The organism is uncultured Ruegeria sp., assembly GCF_947500045.1.
Taxonomy (GTDB): domain Bacteria; phylum Pseudomonadota; class Alphaproteobacteria; order Rhodobacterales; family Rhodobacteraceae; genus Ruegeria.
Genome location: NZ_CANMQQ010000017.1, coordinates 42,819 through 57,918, shown reverse-complemented (window position 1 = coordinate 57,918; position 15,100 = coordinate 42,819). Strand labels below are relative to the sequence as shown.

Sequence of the window (15,100 nt, the reverse complement as noted above, 5' to 3'; positions counted from 1 at the left end):
TGCGGGTGAGTAATGTTACATTGGGGTTTTGTTCTTCAAAAAAAACTGCAATCCGTCAGCCAGGAGAAATCAACGAGTGATTTCGATTAGTTGTAAGGGAAAAAATGCTTAAGATTGTCTCGTTCAAGGTCGCAGCTCTGATGCTGTTTGGTTCGGTTGCTGCTGCAGATGATTTGGAATTTATTTTGTCAAACGAAAGCTCGGTTTCACTAACGGGGTTCTATGTTTCTTCTGCAAGTACGATTGCTTGGGAAGAAAATTTGCTGAGCGGTGATCGCCTGGCGGCAGGTGATGACATCGATGTGACCATTGCCGACGGTCTGTTAACCTGCAGCTATGATATTCGTGGCGTATTCTCCGATGGATCCACGGCTGAAGATTATGATGTGAACTTGTGCGATTTGGGTGAGTATACCTACGGCGACTAGTTCACTGCTTGACCTTTAGCAATCAGGTCAAAATCATGCGCGGCGGACTCGGGATCGGGTTCGCCGCATGCATTTGTACTAAGGTATTTCACAATAAAATTCCGTTTCCATACGCACTAACCCAATGACGGTATCGGGCCTTAAGCGGTAGCAATCACTAGAAAAATTCTTTTCCGAAATCGCTGTCCCGGAATAAGTCGGCCTGATCCAGCAGCCAATCCTGAAACGCTTTGATCTTTGATTTTTGCGCGATCGAGTGCGGGCAGACCAAATAATAACTCTTGTTCTTGATTATGTAGTTGTACGGAACAACCAGTCTGCCATCACGAACATATCGTTCTGCCGCGATCAGACTAACCAAACTTACGCCGTGACCATCGCTTGCCGTTAGCAGGCACATATGCTCTTCCGAATAGGTAACAAAGGGGCGGAAGCTTTCAGTTTTGGCACCATTTTGGTCCAACCATGTATGCCAGCTGGGGTCCGTGTCCGAAAACCCCGACCATTCGTATTGAATAAGCCGGGCCGTCGACAGATCCTCGGCTGTCTGAAGGTCTTTGGCAAGCGCCGGATTGCACACCGGCGCGACATAGTCGTCCAGCACCCAGGCACAATGCATTTCGGGGTAGTCCCCGTACCCATAGCGGATTGCAATATCAATCGGTTCTGACTTGAAATCCGTAACCCCATCGCACCCAAGAATTCTGACAGACAGGTTTGGATAAAGCTCTGCAAATTGCGCCAGACGGGGGCTCAGCCAGTTTGAGGCAAATGAACTCGTCGTTGTGATAGTGAGATCTCCGGAAATCTCATCCTTCGCCAACGCGTCGGTGCCCGCAGTCAGATGTTCAAAGGCTTTTGAAATATGTTGAGCGTAAATTACGCCGTCCGGGGTCAAAGAGACGAAACGATTGGAGCGGTTGAGAAGCTGAAGCCCAAGATGAGTTTCCAGGGATTTCACCTGATGAGAAACTGCCGTCGGCGTCACACATAATTCATCAGCTGCATGTTTGAAGCTGAGATGGCGTGCGACCGCTTCAAATGCTTGGATGCTTTTGAGATTTGGCAATCGACTCATAATTGACCTTCTCCAAATTGGTGTCCAGACGCAGTTTAGCCCTGTACTGCCCCTCGATCTGCATTAATCTTCTGGCCTGTAATGTTCTTTGCGAGCGATGAGGCCAGATATAGATAGCTTAATGCCATATCGGCTGGGGACTGTATGCCGGGCAAAGACTGCTGCGAACTGATTTCGCTTGCCACCACATCTTCAGAGACGTCACGCTCTTGCGCCATTTGCCGGAGCGTTTCGCGGGCTGGATCTGTCAGAACCCAACCAGGGCACACGGCGTTTACGCGAATGTCACGAGGGCCCAGTTCTTTTGCCAGCACACGCATAAACCCAAGGTTTGCGTGTTTGGAGGCAATGTAGGCGCCTAACTCTGCCTCGGCCGTTGTGCCCCAAATGGAAGACGTGATGATGATATTCCCGCCGCCTTTTATTAGTGGCACTGCGGCGCGGGTGCTGAGATAGGTGCCGATGACGTTGACGTCGATGACGCGACGAAAGCGCGCTTCAGCTTCGGACGTCGTATCGGTAATCGGAGTCACAAGTTCCAATCCCGCGTTGGCGACAAACGTATCCAGCTTTGGTAGCTGGGAAAAAACACTATCAACGCTTTGGCTGTTTGTTATGTCACATACCCAACCTGTCACCTGTCGGTTTGTCTTGTCCGACAGCGTTGATGCGGCTTCCAGCGTATCCTGCCCACGGGCCATGATGTGTACGTCCGCGCCACATTCCGCAAACAACTGGGCAACACCGTAGCCAATGCCCCTGCTTGCGCCGGTGATAAGGACGGTTTGGTCTGAGAAATCGAGGGCTTGCACGTTTCTTTCCTTTGATTAAAAAAGCGCGGCACCAGATTAACTGGTGCCGCGTCAGTTCAGGAAGGTTGACTTACCAAGTCACCTCACCTGGGGGAGATGCGGGAAACCAGCTTTCTGGCTCAGGGTAGTCCCAGTCTTCCGGGAAATGGTAGGTTTCGAAAGTGGTTCCCGTGGCATCTTCGGTTTCGAAGAACGCAAAGGAGTTTTTCCCTTTCCACTTTCCAGATTGCACAACCTTGAAGCCGCGCGCCTCGAGTTCCGCAAGACGTTCTTCCCAAGGGGCGTCATTGCAGTCGTAGGCGACATGGTGGAATGCAGTCCCGTTTTTCTCAAGAAAGTCCTTGAAAATTGATGGTCCCCAAAGCGGCTCCATCAATTCCCAGATCATGTTTCCGGACTTTGCAAAACAAACCTTCAACGCGAATTCGCAGGGTTCGCCCCGATAGGTCTGATCCGTCACGTTGTCGGGTGAAAAGGTGTAAACCGCCCATGGGCCAATGCCCAGGCGACATAGACCTTCCATGGTTTTGACGTGATCGTCCGTGACGATCGCCAGTTCAACGACATTACCAAGATAAGTGTTGGACAGGGTTTCGTCGCTGGTGACTTGGGGCAGTTTGGCCAACAGATCTTCTGGTAGAGCGGTCATATCAATCTCCAATATCGGCGAGAGTTACTTTTCGGTGCCGTCGACACCGGCGATCGCCAGATGAGGAAGGGGCATAACGCCAAGCTGGAAGAACAGGCCAAGGGTATCTTCATGGTAGAGATAGTCCGTCACCATGCCGCTCTCATCAAACTTGAACCACTCGGCACCATAGATGTCGACTTTGCGCCCGGTGCCGGGGACACCGTAAAAGTCGCCCTTGTGGGTGCCGCGCAAACGAAAGCGGGACATAACGGTGTTGCCGTCTGCAACTAGGTCGATGGCGTCTTCATGAATGTCAGGGAACGCCGTGCGCCAGAAGTTTACCAACGTCTTGAAGCCTTCGCGTCCAGTCGGCCAGCCTTCTAGAAACTGTGCATGACTGACGTTTTCGGTGAAGATCTCGTCAATCTTGTTCATGTCTCCCTTGTTCCAGCAAATGCCATAAATATCGGCAACAGTCTGTTTGTTGCGTTCCTGATCGCTCATTGGTTTCCTCCTGAAAACTTTGGCAAAGCTAAGCCGAAGGGGCCGCGCCTTGTCACACGATGAATCATCAGCCCGAAGTTGAGAGAAATTCATCTACGCATGTCGTTGTTTTCACGCGTCGCCTTTGTGAGGCCGTCGATATCCTTCAGTGCAATTAAACTTCAGCATGACCTGAGATTTCCTCATTTTTCTGAAGGCGCAGTTGATGTGAGCATGCAGGGGCAAAACTTGATGCAGAGGTATTGATCATGACCGCATTTGACCCCGGTAAACCTGACGGCGCCAACCAAAGTCTTGAGATTGGGCTACCGAATGGCGGTTCACCAGAGTTGGGCCGCCGGTACGAGATTCCGGCGCGCTGCGGTCGCGCGGTCAAAGTGCAAAGGGGTCAATCACTAAAGGTCATCAATCCGGTTGGGTTTCAGGTTTGTGATTTCTGGATATTCAATACTGAGGATCTAAACGAATACAGCTCGATGGAGCATCTGCACACCAGTTTGCTTTCCGTTATGCCAAAAGTGGGTGACGGGATTGTCTCGAACCTGCGGCGACCACTGATGACGATCACCGAGGACACATCGCCCGGTGTTCATGATACAGTGATTGCAGCCTGCGATCATGCGCGTTACCGGCAGCTCGGGGTCGAGGAATACCACGACAATTGCGTGGACAACCTGCGCCAAGCCCTGCTTGCAATCGGGCACCGCGCGCCGGCCATTCCAGCCCCTTTCAATCTTTGGATGAACGTCCCGATTCAGCCTGATGGGCGTACGGCTTTTGCACCACCCGTATCCAAACCGGGCGATTACATGACCTTCAAGGCAGATATGGATGTCATCGCGGTAATGTCTGCCTGCCCACAAGACGTCACTCCAGTTAACGGAGAGGGCACAACCCCGGACCGTCTGGAGTTTCAGGTTGACGCGGCCTGAGGAGTAGATCATGGCCGATATGCTCCTGACTGGTCGATGGGTTGTCCTCTCTCCAACTGATGTACTGGAACATCATGCGGTCGTTCTTTCAAACGGGCGGGTTCTTGAGGTCGGGCCAACTGATGCGCTGCGCGCCCGTTATCACGGTGTGCCGGAATATGGCGACGACAATTGTGCGGTGCTTCCCGGTCTGATCAACGCCCATCATCATTGTTATGGGGTCGAGCTCGCCAATCAGAATTTTCAGGATGATTTTCTCGAGCCATGGATGTTCTGCGGCCCATCGATGGTCGGGTTGTCACCTTATGTGTCAAGCGCACACGCGGGTTTGCGACTGATCAGAACCGGTGTCACTTCGGTCGTTGATATGTGCTCGGCTGGGGTAAGCTTGAATGAAGGCGTGGCCAGGTTAGAGGAAAAGGCCCAGGCCTATCGGGACGTGGGGCTTCGCGCGGCTATTGCCCCCGGTGAGCGCTGGCAAAATCGAATGGTGCATGGGGCAGGGGAAGAAAAGGGCTTTTTGGAAAGCTTGCCCCAAGACTTACGTGACGCCCTGCGGACCTGTGAGACGCAACGCAAGCGTCTTCCTGAACAAGATTACCTGAGCTTGATGCAGGCGCTTGTTCCTTCGGGCGATGGGATGCAGCAGTTTTGGTTCGGTCCGACCGGTCCCCAATGGACCCCCGAACCAGTGTTGGAGCAGATTGCACGAGACGCCGAGCGTTTGGACACACGCATTCAGACACATGCACTAGAAAGCTTTTACGAGGGGCTTGAAAGCCAGCGGATTCACGGCAAGCGCCTGATGCGGCGGTTTTCAGATATGGGGCTGCTGAATGAACGGCTCTCGATGGCGCATGTGGTTTGGGCCGGGTTGGACGATATGGTCGATATCGCCGCAAGCGGCGCGCAGGTGAGCCATAATCCGGGATCAAACTTGCGGCTGCGATCAGGCGTCTCACCTGCCGCTGAAATGCATGCGCATGGTGTCAGTTTGGCGCTGGGGATGGATGGAACCACCCTGGGCGGTGACGAAGATATGTTTGCCGAAATGCGGCTGGCGCGTGCGTTGAATACCCCCCCTCATGCGACGGCGGTGCAGTTGGCCTCTCGCGATGTGTTTTCGATGGCAACGATTGGTGGAGCCCGGTTGATGGGTCGCCCGCACGAACTGGGTCAGTTGAAACCGGGATTTTGTGCAGACGCTGTCGTTGTTGATCTCAGCCGCGCGATGGCACCCTGGTGTGCACCCGAGGTTGATCCGATTGATCTGATCGTCGGGCGGGCGAAAGCCGATGATATACGGCACGTTGTTGTTCAGGGTGAGGTCGTTCTCGACAGCGGACAGGCCGTGAAGGTCGATGCACCAAACCTGATCGACCGCCTACAGCGAGAGATTGAGGCCAATCCCCCCGATCCCAGTTCACGCGAACTTGCACAGGATCTGCGCCCATATCTTTTGGCCTGGTACGCCCGCTGGGAACACCCATCCCTTAATGGTTCCCAGTCAATTTCTGGGCTGCCAGTGCCCGAACCCGTGCTGCGCTACGGCAACAGCAGTATTTGAAAGGACATCACATGATCCGTAATCCAATCAAATGGCCGAATGGTGCGCGCTGCGCCTGTGCGATCAGCTTTGATATCGACGCTGACAGCCTGATCCACATCTCGCGTCCCAAGGACGGGCATGACCGTCTTTATCCGATCTCGATGGGGCGGTATGGCCCCACCGTGGCAATCCCGCGTATTCTTGAGACCTATCGCAAATTCGGCCTGAAGCAGTCCTTTTTTGTACCGGGCTGGGTAGTCGAGCAATACCCGGACACGATGGAGATGATCCTGAAGGATGGTCATGAGATTGGCCATCACGGCTATTTGCACGAAGACCCGACCGCCCATGGCCCGGCCGAGCAACGCGAATGGTTCGAACGCACTTTGGACAGCCACAAACGGGTCATCGGCAATACACCCAAGGGTTATCGCGCGCCGGTTTATAATGTGAACCAGTCAGTGATCGACCTGATGATCGAACACGGGTTCGAATACGAAAGCTCGCTGATGGCTGACGATATTCCCTATTTGATGAAAACGGCCAAGGGCTCTTTGGTGGAACTGCCGGTTCATTGGGGCACTGATGACTGGCCGCCCTTCGCCCATTACGACGAAATCGGATACATGATGCCTGTCGCGGGCCCCAGCCAGGGTCTGGAAGGGTTCTGGGAAGAGTTTGAGGCACAATACGAAGCCGGTGGTTTCTGGCTGGCAATCTGGCATCCGTTCCTGACTGGGCGTCTGGCCCGCTGGCGTCAGGTCGAACGTTGGTTGGAGGCCATTCTGGAACGCGGCGATGTTTGGTTTGCCCCGATGCACGAAATTGCCGCCCATGTCCGCGCCGAGGCTGCCAAAGACCCGTCGGCCGTTCGCGTTGAACATCTGCCTTACTACACAAAGCCCGTCCTGTTCTGATGTCTTCTGTCGAAGCTCTGGCGCAGGCTCTTGGCCGGGCAGCGCTTCCCACTGCAAAACATGTGTTCTTGCAGCGGGATGATGTCGGGCTGCTGAATTTGGCGCGTCGTTTTGATGCGCAGGCTGCGCAGGGGCAGAAAATAGGGCTGCTCGAAGGCGCGGTAGTTGTCATCAAAGGCAATATCGACATTCTTGGCATGACGACCAGCGCCGGTTCAAAAAGCTTTGATCCAGCGCCGGCGTCCTTGTCGGCCCCACTTGTTTCCAATCTGGTTAACGCCGGTGCATTGCCGATGGGGCACGCAAATTTGTCTGAGTTCGCTTTTAGCGGATTGGGGCTCAACCCCAATTTCGGAACGCCTTTGAACGCACTAGACCACTCGGTTGTTCCCGGAGGCTCGTCCAGCGGATGTGCGACGGCAGTGGCGCTGGGAATTGCCGATCTTGCGATCGGGAGTGATACGTCGGGATCAACGCGCGTTCCGGCGGCCTATCAGGGTATTTATGGGTATCGGCCAAGCATGAGGCGGTATGACGATGCGGGCATTCTGCCCCTTGCCCCGTCCCTTGATACGCCCGGTCCGATGGCGCGAGACTTTGCCGGAATCACCCTGCTGGATGCAGTGATGCGCAAATTGGCGCCGCCCACCGATGGTGCCCGAGCGGATCGGATCATCGTACCGGATGCTGAAAGCCTTGGGCACATGTCATCTGACATGGCCCAGTTGCTGGAAATAGCGGCCAATGAACTTGCAGCACGGGGTTGGGTCGTTGACACAGTGCCTGTGCCGGTCTTGTCCAATGTGGCGGCTACGTTTGAAAAGCTCGGCACCCTTGTTGCCGCCGAAGCACCCGATCAGTTGGCGCAGTATACGATGCTGGATAATCCGGCGATTGATCCCAATGTGCGCCGCCGTCTAGCGCAAGCTTTGCCGGGCGATCCTGTCAAGGTCGAAGCACTCAGGCAAACACGCAAAGACTTGCAGGAGGAGATGCGCGGGTTTCTAGGCAATAGCTTGTTGCTGATGCCAACCGTGCCCGGACCGCCGCCAAGTATTGCATCCGTTCAGGCACCGGACCGTTTTGCCGAAGCGAATGCGCGCGCACTTAGCTTGACCATGCCAACGGCGTTTCTGGACATGCCCTCGCTGGCCATGCCCGTCAGCGGAAGGGTGCCGGGGCAATCCCTGTCCTTGTGTGGCGTACCCGGCAGCGACGACCGTCTGCTTGAAGCTGCCAAAGAGATTGCCCTGACGCTGTTGACCCTGAATGCTGAGGCCTTTCATGACTGACCAGACCCAAATCGCGCGCGATCGCGAAGAAATTGCAGCGTTGATTGCTGCACAATTCCGGGCCCTGTGCTGGGACGAAGAAACCCCACCAGACACGCAGGCGTTGGCGGCAGCCTATTTGCCCGAAGCGTTGCTCTTCGCTTCGTCACGGCCTGCCAGCGGTCAAACAGCTGAGACCTTTGGCAATCGAATGAAGGCGCTGCGCGACAGCGGACGGATTTCGGTTTTCGAAGAAAAGGGCGTGGGGCTGCACATCTGGGTAACCGGCAATGTTGCCGTGGCCATGGCGGGCTGTGAAATGCACGAAAATCAAAACGAAGTCACTGAAGACGTCAGTGCCTTTCTTCTGGTCAAGAACCCCCCGGGCTGGGTCATCGCCGCTCAGGCCTGGGACATCCTTCCATCCATCGCAGATGCATTTGCCGCAAGTGGCCTTGATGCTGAGCGTTTCGAAGTCTGAACGTAAAGTAGAACTGGAGAATACCAATGCCAAAATCCCTTTTGATCGTACATTCAAGTGCGCGCCAAAACAGATCTCATACCCGAGAGCTGGCGAAACTTTTCGAAGATAGCTGGACTGCGTCCGGGGGTGGAGAGATCACGCACCGGGACGTGGGCCTGACACCACCGAAAATCATCGACGAAGATTGGATCGCAGCCGCGTTTACTGAGCCGAGTGAACTGACCGACGGGCAGAAACAAACACTTGCCGAATCCGATGCCCTGATCGAAGAAATCAAAGCTGCCGATGTGATCGCCCTGTGTGCTCCGATGTACAATTATTCGATGCCTGCGGCGTTGAAGGCCTGGTTTGACTTGATCGCGCGGGTCGGCGTCACCTTTAGTTTCGATCTGGCACGGGGTGATGTTCCAATTGAACCAATTCTGGCTGGCAAGGAACTTGTTGTGCTTTCGTCGCGTGGCGAGTTCGATTTTGCGCCAGGTGGCAGTCGCGCGCATATGAACGGCCTCGATCCGGCGTTGGCGGCGAGCGCACATTATCTTGGTGCAAACTCCAACGAGATGCAGACCATCGCGATCGAATATGAAGAATTCCGCGATGCGCGTTGGGAATCGTCAGTGGCAAATGCCCAAGCCCAGACACGGGACGTGGCCAGTCAGTTGGCTGGCTAACTATCAATAAACAAAAACTATTTTTCTTGGGGGCGTGCCGATTGGCATGCCTCTTTCCGTTCGGCTGCCGGATAAGAAATACCTGTGTATTCGAAGCAAGCTTAGCTCATCCCCGGACTGAGTTCTTATCAATTGTGTCAACGCACATGCCCGTTTCATTCTCTTTCAAAATGTTAGGGAGGAAAAAACATGCGTAATCGCAAACTTGGTTTCAACCGACGCCAGTTCTTAAAAACTTCGGCGGCCACAGGTGTACTGGCCGGTACGTCTGGACTTTATGCGCCTGCAGTTCATGCGGCGACTGAACCGCTCAAGATCGGGTCCTGGGGCGGGTTCTTTGAGGAAGTGCTGTCTGAGAAGCTTTACCCGGAATTCACGGCAGCCACGGGCATCGAGGTCGATTCCATCGGAACGCCTAACGGGGATGCGCAAGTCGTACAATTGGCGCAGGCCATTCGCGCGGGAAACATCCCGCTGGATGTGTCGGCGCTGATTCCCATTCCGATGGTGCGAGCCACAAACGCGGGGATCATCGAAGAACTGGACATGTCCCGAATTCCGAACGCGAAATACCTGCCAGAGGTTCAGGGGCTTAGCCAAAGCACGGACGGAAACCCCAACGGTGTGGCGTGGTTCTTCTATTTCAATATTCTCGTCACCTTGCGCGACGACTTCCCGCAGGCCCCCAACAGTTGGACAGAGCTTTGGAACCCGTCCAACAGCGGTTTGGCCGGGGTCATGGCGCAGCCTGAGATATCGAACATCATCGACATCACTGCGGCCACCTATTTTGGTGGGCCAGATATTCTGAAGACCAAGGAAGGGACACTGGAAGTTCTTCAGAAAGTTGGCGAGCTCAAAGAAACGGTTTCGTTGTGGTATCGCGATGAAGCACAATTCCAGAACGGTCTTGAAACCGGCGAATTGCCAATCGGCATCTACTATAACGATGTCGCAACCGTGGCGCAGGCCGAAGGGATCGAGATCGACCGGGTGTTCCCAAAAGAGGGCGCTGTGAAGAACCCAGCCTATTGGGGTATTTCCAAAGGTACGGCGTTGCGGGATCAGGCGCATGAGTTCTTGAACTTTACGCTTGATCCGTCGGTTCAGGCGCTGCTGGCTCGGAACCTTGGCGGTGGCCCAGTTGTGCCGCGCGAAACAACTGACCTGACGGATGAGGAGTGGGGCCAAGTGTCGACCGATGCCAGCACGATCGCGCCAGCATATCATCTGTACACAGATTGGGGTGATTGGACCGCGACTGAGTTCTCGCGCGTAATCTCTTAACCTGTGAAGGCCCAAGACTATGACCAACCTGACCCTTGAAAACGTCTGGAAGCGGTTTGGCAGCTTTGATGCTCTGAAACACGTGAATCTGGATCTGCCATCAGGCAAAATGATAACTTTTCTTGGGCCTTCGGGCAGTGGAAAAAGTACACTGTTCAGGTTGGTGGCCGGATTGGACAGCGCCTCTGAAGGCGTTGTCCGTTTCGACGATACAGATGTGACGCGAATGCCCGCTCATCAGCGAAATGTTGGTATGGTTTTTCAGAACTACGCCCTTTTTCCTCATCTCAATGTTTGGGAAAACATCTCCTACGGGTTGATGCTGCAAAGGCGCCCCAAAGCAGAGCGGCGGGCCCGAGCCGAAGAGCTGCTTGAACTGATCAAACTTCCACATATTGCTGATCGCACATTGAACCAGCTTTCCGGGGGACAAAGGCAACGCGTTGCAATCGCTCGCGCACTTGCGATGGAACCACGCCTGTTTCTCTTGGATGAGCCGTTGTCTGCATTGGACGCAAAGTTGAGAGAGCACATGCAGAACGAATTGTGCGATCTTCAGCAAACGCTTGGAATAACCACCATCGTCGTAACCCATGATCAACGCGAAGCAATGACAATGTCGGATGTTGTCGTTGTGATTGATCACGGAGAAATCCAGCAGGTCGGAACGCCGCTGGAAATCTATCGCAAGCCTTCTACGCCCTTTGTTGCAGATTTTGTTGGAACTTCGACCCTGCTGGAAGGGATCGCGCGGCAAGACGGTACGTTCGAATTTGAAGGTCGTAGATTAAATGTTGGGTGCATCGGAGAAGCTGAACGGGATCACACGCCAAGCCTGCTGTGTCTGCGGCCCGAGCAGCTTGCGCTGCGAACCCAAAGCGATGACCCATCTCACGCCATTCCGGTTGAAGTGCGCCTGATCCGGGATTTGGGGTCAGAGATCGAAGTGACCGCGTCCTTCGGAAAGTACGAGTTCCTTGTCAAAGAACCATCCGGGCATTCCCTTGGTTATAGCGAGGGGGACAGGCTGGATCTTCTGCTGCCTGACCACGCGCACGTGATGAGAGCCTGAGTTAATGACTGTGCAGTCAACATCCGTTCCCACCGCAGCCAAATCATCATCATTTGGAAGGTTGGATAGTAAAAACCTGATCCTGATCCCCCCGGGCATCATGCTGTTGGTATTTTTCCTGTGCCCCTTCCTGATCATGGGGGCCGTCAGCTTTTATTATCGCGTGCCGGACGGGTTCTATGAGCCTGATTTTGTTCTGTCGAACTATGCCGCATTCTTTGATCCGGTGTTTCTGACCGCTTTGGTAAGATCACTCACGCTTTGCGCGGTTATTTCAGTTGTGTGTGTCAGTCTGGCGATGCCCTTCACCTACCTGGTATCAAGAATGCGGCGGGTCGTGCAGATACCCATCGTGATCCTTCTGCTGTGCATCCTTACGCTGTCCGAAGTCATCCTGGGCTTTAGCTGGACCATTCTTCTTTCACGGACGGCGGGGGTATCAAACATCCTGGTTTGGCTTGGTGTTCTGGACAGACCTGTTTCTCTCTACCCAAGCAGCTTTGCCATCATGATCGCGATGCTGCATTTCTGTTTCCCTTTCGCGGTTCTGACAATCTACCCGCCAATCTCGCGCTTTGATCGCAGTTTGCCTGAAGCCGCCGCGACCATGGGTGCAGGCCCTGTCCGCGCGTTTTTTACGGTTGTTGTGCCCGCCTTGCGAGGCACGATAATCTCGGCGCTGGTTTTAGTGTTCGTTTTTGCACTGGGCGCTTATTTGTTCCCGCAAATGCTGGGAAGACCCGCCGACTGGACGTTGTCCGTGTTGATCACAGATCAGGCGATCTACAAATCAAACATTCCCTTTGCAGCTGCCATGTCCGTGTTTCTGTGCCTGATCTGCTTTTCGCTGATCCTTGGCGTTGGGAAACTGAGCAAGAAAAGCGAGGGCTGATCACATGAGTGCACGTTTAGGAAGACTCTATGTCTGTTTTGTCGCACTGTTTCTGGCGATGCCCTTCATCGTTGTGGCCGGTGTGTCCTTCAATGAAAAGAAGCGCCTGTATTTCCCACCCCGCGGGTTCAGCTTGGACTGGTATCGCGATGTTGTTTCAACACCGGAATGGCTTGATCCTATCCTGACCAGCCTCACCGTCGCCGCCATAGCAACCGTGATCGCAATCGCAATCGCCTTGCCCATCTGTTTCATGATGTGGCGGCACGGCATTCTGTTCGCCAAGGCACTCTTTGGATTGGGACTGGTCCCCTTCATGTTGCCTCCGGTTACTTCGGCGCTTGGTTTTTTGATATTCTGGTCAGAAATTGGCGGCTACGGCTCATTCTGGGCAACGACGATTTCGCATTCTGTCTTTTTGGTAACGATACCCTTGATGATGATATCGCTGGGTCTGGAAACGGTTGACGAAGACCTTTTGGATGCGGCTGCCTCACTTGGTGCGACAGAAACCGAAATATTCAAAACCGTCATTTTTCCACTTATTCTGCCGTTCGTTTTCGGTGCTTCGGCCTTTTGCTTTGTGCTCAGCATGAACGAATACATCATTGCGTTCATGGTCGCGGGTTTCACCGTCGAAACGCTTCCGATCAAAGTGGTGAATTCGCTGCGTTATGGCTATTCCCCGGCAATGGCTGCGGTATCAGTATTCTCGGTACTCGCGGCGGCCGGGTTGTTCCTGCTGGTTGCCCGTTTTGGGGATCTGCTGAAAATGGTTGGTGCGCTTGATAAAACCGATTGAGCCGCTCCGCTTCGACAAGATTTTGACAAGGTGCCTACCGATGCAATCAACTGTTCCACATGCCACACTTCAAACCCGGGTGCGGGTAAGCAACCCGGAGATGGAAAACCCGTTCGAGTGGCGCGCCGTTTCAACCGAAGATGTTTGCGCTGGTCGGCGGATCGCTATTTTTGCAGTGCCCGCCGCATTTTCGCCGACCTGTTCAGACGAGCATTTGCCAGGGTTTGAGAAACTCTATTCCGAGATACGAGCCCACGGCATTGACGAGGTGTACTGCCTTTCAGTGAACGATGCGTTTGTCATGTTTCAATGGGCTAAGGCGCTGAATGTTAAGAATGTGAAAATGCTGCCCGATGGAAACGGTGAATTTACCCGCAAAATGGGCATGTTGGTCGAATACACAGAAGACGGCATGGGATTGCGAAGCTGGCGTTACGCAATGGTCGTGAACGATGGTCAGATCGAGTGCATGTTGTCCGAGCCGGGCTTTGGTGACAACGCGCCGGACGCGCCAATGACTGCGTCTGATGCTGTGTCGCTGCTCTCGTGGCTGAAGACAAATCAGGAAGACTCTGATACTTCGGCTGAAAGTTGGAAAGTGTCATACTCCGTCGAATAGCGAGGCTTTACGCCGTCTCGAAATCAGTGGATGAACAGCGCGCGGGATATCGTTTGCCGCCGCAAAATGTTTAAAAAAGCAGGTATTGGTTTGCCCGCGTGCCATCGAAGATTGGAATTGCTTCGTCATCAACTAACTATCTTAGAAGGAAACTAGTACTGGGCGCCTGACATTGACCCGATTGCCACCACTTAACAGTCTTCGCGCATTTGATGCCGCATCCCGACACCTCAGCTTTAAGCTTGCGGCGGAAGAGTTGTGCGTTACGCCAACGGCGATAAGCCATCAAGTGAAGACCCTGGAGAGCCAACTCGGCGTAAAGCTGTTCCACCGTCTGACGCGATCACTCAGGCTGACCACCGAAGGGGCCATCTATGCGCCGTTTGTTCAGCAGGCCTTTGGCAAACTTGTAGAAGGATCCATTGCCCTTGGTCTGGACGATCTGGAAGGTGAGTTGGTGGTTTCGACCACAAGATCGTTTGCAAATACCTGGCTGAGCCCGCGTTTGCCCAAGTTCAAGAAAGCAAACCCCGATCTCTCGGTTCGTCTCTACAGCTCTGATGATCCGGTCGATTTCCAGCGATTACAGATTGACGTCGCCATCCGCTATGGGTTTGGTGACTACCCCGACCTTCATTCTGCCTGGGTATTGGACGACTGTGTTGCTGCAGTGTGTGCCCCTGATTTCCCGCTACCATCCAAGGGACCCGAGGCGTTGGTTGATCAGCCTCTGATCAGTTACGAGTGGGGGGGATTTACTGACGTCGATCCCGACTGGAACGGTTGGCTTTCCACATTTGGCATCACGTCCAAGCCGTCCAATATTGTTGCAACCTATAGCGACGAACAAATGTGCCTGCAGGCCGCACTTGATGGGCATGGGGTTGCATTGGTCAGTTTGATTGCCGCGGCGCGCAATATCGAGGACGGTTCGCTTGTGGTGCCGTTCGGGGGGCCAATGAAGAACAAAAGCTATTATTTGGTGTGCCCGAAACTAAACGCGGAGCGAAAGAAAGTACGCGTGTTTCAGGACTGGCTTTTGGACGAAGTTGATATATTTCGGGATAGTCCCATTGGGCGGCGATACTTCGGTGACGGCTGAGATGCCTTTGCCCAATACTTATGTGTCGACTGAGATAACCTAATTTGTG

17 protein-coding genes are annotated in these 15,100 nt (G+C 54.0%); 13 read left to right on the top strand and 4 right to left on the bottom strand.

What is annotated here, in order from left to right; genetic code table 11:
- Window positions 1-104: 104 nt before the first annotated feature.
- Window positions 105-428 (top strand): hypothetical protein, encoded by a 324-nt coding sequence (locus tag Q1B46_RS20670; RefSeq protein WP_299951539.1) that lies wholly within the window; start codon window positions 105-107, stop codon window positions 426-428.
- A 157-nt stretch (window positions 429-585) separates the two neighbouring features.
- Here the strand turns inward: Q1B46_RS20670 and gcvA (Q1B46_RS20665) are convergent, their stop codons facing one another.
- The 4 genes from gcvA (Q1B46_RS20665) to Q1B46_RS20650 all read right to left on the bottom strand — a co-directional run bounded on the left by gcvA (Q1B46_RS20665) (window position 586) and on the right by Q1B46_RS20650 (window position 3,453).
- Window positions 586-1,506 carry a transcriptional regulator GcvA gene (gcvA, locus tag Q1B46_RS20665; RefSeq protein WP_299951535.1) on the bottom strand — a complete coding sequence of 307 codons (921 nt, stop codon included), beginning with the start codon at window positions 1,504-1,506 and terminating at the stop codon, window positions 586-588.
- Window positions 1,507-1,541: 35 nt separating this feature from the next.
- Complete coding sequence (locus Q1B46_RS20660) at window positions 1,542-2,318, bottom strand: SDR family oxidoreductase (RefSeq protein WP_299951532.1); 777 nt, start codon at window positions 2,316-2,318, stop codon at window positions 1,542-1,544.
- Between the two features lie 70 nt (window positions 2,319-2,388).
- Entirely contained in the window at window positions 2,389-2,967 is a 579-nt protein-coding gene (locus Q1B46_RS20655) for a VOC family protein (RefSeq protein ID WP_299951529.1), read from the bottom strand.
- 24 nt (window positions 2,968-2,991) lie between these two features.
- Complete coding sequence (locus Q1B46_RS20650) at window positions 2,992-3,453, bottom strand: ester cyclase (protein ID WP_299951526.1); 462 nt, start codon at window positions 3,451-3,453, stop codon at window positions 2,992-2,994.
- A gap of 248 nt (window positions 3,454-3,701) precedes the next feature.
- Between Q1B46_RS20650 and Q1B46_RS20645 the strand changes: the two genes are divergently transcribed.
- From Q1B46_RS20645 to gcvA (Q1B46_RS20590), 12 genes are all read left to right on the top strand, one after another.
- Entirely contained in the window at window positions 3,702-4,385 is a 684-nt protein-coding gene (locus Q1B46_RS20645) for an urea carboxylase-associated family protein (RefSeq protein ID WP_299951522.1), read from the top strand.
- A gap of 10 nt (window positions 4,386-4,395) precedes the next feature.
- Window positions 4,396-5,952, top strand: coding sequence for an amidohydrolase family protein (locus Q1B46_RS20640; RefSeq protein ID WP_299951519.1), 1,557 nt, complete (start codon window positions 4,396-4,398; stop codon window positions 5,950-5,952).
- A gap of 11 nt (window positions 5,953-5,963) precedes the next feature.
- Window positions 5,964-6,851, top strand: coding sequence for a polysaccharide deacetylase (locus Q1B46_RS20635; RefSeq protein WP_299951516.1), 888 nt, complete (start codon window positions 5,964-5,966; stop codon window positions 6,849-6,851).
- The gene (locus tag Q1B46_RS20630; RefSeq protein ID WP_299951513.1) at window positions 6,851-8,143 is read left to right on the top strand and encodes an amidase family protein; all 1,293 of its coding nucleotides are present in this window, start codon (window positions 6,851-6,853) and stop codon (window positions 8,141-8,143) included. Before Q1B46_RS20635 ends, Q1B46_RS20630 begins: the two co-directional genes overlap by 1 nt.
- Window positions 8,136-8,603, top strand: coding sequence for a hypothetical protein (locus tag Q1B46_RS20625; protein WP_299951510.1), 468 nt, complete (start codon window positions 8,136-8,138; stop codon window positions 8,601-8,603). Before Q1B46_RS20630 ends, Q1B46_RS20625 begins: the two co-directional genes overlap by 8 nt.
- Before the next feature lie 26 nt (window positions 8,604-8,629).
- Entirely contained in the window at window positions 8,630-9,277 is a 648-nt protein-coding gene (locus tag Q1B46_RS20620) for an NAD(P)H-dependent oxidoreductase (protein ID WP_299951507.1), read from the top strand.
- A gap of 189 nt (window positions 9,278-9,466) precedes the next feature.
- Window positions 9,467-10,564 (top strand): PotD/PotF family extracellular solute-binding protein, encoded by a 1,098-nt coding sequence (locus tag Q1B46_RS20615; RefSeq protein WP_299951504.1) that lies wholly within the window; start codon window positions 9,467-9,469, stop codon window positions 10,562-10,564.
- 19 nt (window positions 10,565-10,583) lie between these two features.
- Entirely contained in the window at window positions 10,584-11,636 is a 1,053-nt protein-coding gene (locus Q1B46_RS20610; protein ID WP_299951501.1) for an ABC transporter ATP-binding protein, read from the top strand.
- Window positions 11,637-11,640: 4 nt separating this feature from the next.
- Window positions 11,641-12,528 carry an ABC transporter permease gene (locus Q1B46_RS20605; protein WP_299951498.1) on the top strand — a complete coding sequence of 296 codons (888 nt, stop codon included), beginning with the start codon at window positions 11,641-11,643 and terminating at the stop codon, window positions 12,526-12,528.
- A gap of 4 nt (window positions 12,529-12,532) precedes the next feature.
- On the top strand, window positions 12,533-13,330 hold the full coding sequence (locus Q1B46_RS20600; protein ID WP_299951495.1) for an ABC transporter permease: 798 nt from the start codon (window positions 12,533-12,535) through the stop codon (window positions 13,328-13,330).
- Window positions 13,331-13,370: 40 nt separating this feature from the next.
- Window positions 13,371-13,949: a peroxiredoxin gene (locus Q1B46_RS20595; RefSeq protein ID WP_299951492.1), complete on the top strand. Its 579-nt coding sequence runs from the start codon at window positions 13,371-13,373 to the stop codon at window positions 13,947-13,949.
- Between the two features lie 172 nt (window positions 13,950-14,121).
- A complete protein-coding gene (gene gcvA, locus Q1B46_RS20590; RefSeq protein WP_299951489.1) occupies window positions 14,122-15,051 on the top strand; it encodes a transcriptional regulator GcvA in 930 nt (309 codons plus the stop codon).
- The last annotated feature ends 49 nt before the right edge of the window (window positions 15,052-15,100 follow it).

What these genes read in the sequence shown, in the direction of transcription:
- Q1B46_RS20670 (WP_299951539.1), top strand. Translation starts at nt 105, where the DNA reads ATGCTTAAGATTGTCTCGTTCAAGGTCGCAGCTCTGATGCTGTTTGGT.
- gcvA (WP_299951535.1), bottom strand. Translation starts at nt 1,506, where the DNA reads ATGAGTCGATTGCCAAATCTCAAAAGCATCCAAGCATTTGAAGCGGTC.
- Q1B46_RS20655 (WP_299951529.1), bottom strand. Translation starts at nt 2,967, where the DNA reads ATGACCGCTCTACCAGAAGATCTGTTGGCCAAACTGCCCCAAGTCACC.
- Q1B46_RS20650 (WP_299951526.1), bottom strand. Translation starts at nt 3,453, where the DNA reads ATGAGCGATCAGGAACGCAACAAACAGACTGTTGCCGATATTTATGGC.
- Q1B46_RS20645 (WP_299951522.1), top strand. Translation starts at nt 3,702, where the DNA reads ATGACCGCATTTGACCCCGGTAAACCTGACGGCGCCAACCAAAGTCTT.
- Q1B46_RS20640 (WP_299951519.1), top strand. Translation starts at nt 4,396, where the DNA reads ATGGCCGATATGCTCCTGACTGGTCGATGGGTTGTCCTCTCTCCAACT.
- Q1B46_RS20635 (WP_299951516.1), top strand. Translation starts at nt 5,964, where the DNA reads ATGATCCGTAATCCAATCAAATGGCCGAATGGTGCGCGCTGCGCCTGT.
- Q1B46_RS20630 (WP_299951513.1), top strand. Translation starts at nt 6,851, where the DNA reads ATGTCTTCTGTCGAAGCTCTGGCGCAGGCTCTTGGCCGGGCAGCGCTT.
- Q1B46_RS20625 (WP_299951510.1), top strand. Translation starts at nt 8,136, where the DNA reads ATGACTGACCAGACCCAAATCGCGCGCGATCGCGAAGAAATTGCAGCG.
- Q1B46_RS20620 (WP_299951507.1), top strand. Translation starts at nt 8,630, where the DNA reads ATGCCAAAATCCCTTTTGATCGTACATTCAAGTGCGCGCCAAAACAGA.
- Q1B46_RS20615 (WP_299951504.1), top strand. Translation starts at nt 9,467, where the DNA reads ATGCGTAATCGCAAACTTGGTTTCAACCGACGCCAGTTCTTAAAAACT.
- Q1B46_RS20610 (WP_299951501.1), top strand. Translation starts at nt 10,584, where the DNA reads ATGACCAACCTGACCCTTGAAAACGTCTGGAAGCGGTTTGGCAGCTTT.
- Q1B46_RS20605 (WP_299951498.1), top strand. Translation starts at nt 11,641, where the DNA reads ATGACTGTGCAGTCAACATCCGTTCCCACCGCAGCCAAATCATCATCA.
- Q1B46_RS20600 (WP_299951495.1), top strand. Translation starts at nt 12,533, where the DNA reads ATGAGTGCACGTTTAGGAAGACTCTATGTCTGTTTTGTCGCACTGTTT.
- Q1B46_RS20595 (WP_299951492.1), top strand. Translation starts at nt 13,371, where the DNA reads ATGCAATCAACTGTTCCACATGCCACACTTCAAACCCGGGTGCGGGTA.